The organism is Sphingomonas sp. ABOLE, from assembly GCF_003950455.1.
In the GTDB taxonomy this organism is placed as follows: domain Bacteria; phylum Pseudomonadota; class Alphaproteobacteria; order Sphingomonadales; family Sphingomonadaceae; genus Sphingomonas; species Sphingomonas trueperi.
The window spans coordinates 1-1000 of record NZ_QQWY01000107.1 but is presented as its reverse complement, the minus strand read 5'-3'; the positions used below and the strand labels follow the sequence as shown (position 1 = coordinate 1000).

The window sequence follows — 1000 nt, the reverse complement described above, 5'->3', positions numbered from 1 at the left end:
CCGCCGCCAGTTGCAGGTCCCTTGTCGACAGCCCGCCCGCGTCATGCGTGGTCAGCAGGATGTCGACCCGGTTCCACACATTCGACCATTCGGGATGGTGATCCGCCTTCTCGGCGATGAGCGCGACGCGGGTCATGAACGCAAAAGCTTCGGTGAAATCGGCGAACAGGAAGCGGCGAGTGATCGCGTCGCGCCCCCGTTCGTAGTTCCAGGCGGGCAGGGCCGCGAGCGATTCCTCGCGCAGGCCGTCGGTCAGTCGCGCTACCATAGATCCCCTCCTTGCTCGTTCTCTGCCGCTCCGCCTATGCATTCGGCCATGCCGGAGCAAGCGCCAACCTTCGCCCCCGATGCGGCCCTGATCGAGCGCCTCGCCCGCGCCGCGCTGGCCCGCATTCCCGCGCCCTTCCAGGTGCATCTCGCCGACGTGGTGTTGCTGGTCGAGGAGTTCGCCGACGAAGAGACGCTCGACGCGCTCGGCATCGACGATCCCTTTGCGCTCAGCGGCCTCTATCACGGCCGGCCGATCGGCGAGAAATCGGCGTTTGATTCGGGCGGTCTGCCCGATCGCATCCACCTCTATCGCCGCGCGATCCTCGACGAATGGGTGGAGACCGGCGAATCGCTCGAGCGGCTGGTCCACCACGTCGTGATCCACGAGGTCGGCCATCATTTCGGCCTGTCCGACGAGGCCATGCACGCGCTCGAAGACGCCGCAGATTGAACCCGGGCATCGCCTTTGACGCCGTGACCTGCCTGCGCGGGGGGCGGATCCTGTTCGAGGGGCTTTCCTTCGCGCTGGCGCCCGGCGACGCTGGCTTGGTGCTCGGACCCAATGGCGTTGGCAAGTCCAGCCTGGTCCGCATCGCCGCCGGGCTCCTCGCGCCGCTGGGCGGGCGGGTGCGGCGGCGGGGGGGCGGGCGCCCCCGCCATATCGCCATCGGCACCGCGCTGCTGGCGCTGCTGATCCATCTCGACGGTTCGGGGGCGGTCTGCTTCCTGA

Annotated in this window: 3 protein-coding genes; 2 read left to right on the top strand and 1 reads right to left on the bottom strand. The window is 68.5% G+C overall.

Annotation, left to right across the window (positions count from 1 at the left end):
* The coding region (locus CA234_RS24095) for a 4a-hydroxytetrahydrobiopterin dehydratase (protein WP_126002946.1) at window positions 1-268 on the bottom strand (268 nt) is incomplete at its 3' end.
* A 48-nt stretch (window positions 269-316) separates the two neighbouring features.
* On the opposite strand from CA234_RS24095, the gene CA234_RS24090 reads away from it, so the two are divergent.
* Together CA234_RS24090 and CA234_RS24085 are read left to right on the top strand one after the other, a co-directional pair.
* Window positions 317-721 (top strand): metallopeptidase family protein, encoded by a 405-nt coding sequence (locus tag CA234_RS24090; RefSeq protein ID WP_206431295.1) that lies wholly within the window; start codon window positions 317-319, stop codon window positions 719-721.
* Window positions 718-1000, top strand: a 283-nt coding sequence (locus CA234_RS24085) for an ATP-binding cassette domain-containing protein (RefSeq protein WP_126002945.1), incomplete at its 3' end; no start/stop codon positions are given. The genes CA234_RS24090 and CA234_RS24085, both read left to right, overlap by 4 nt.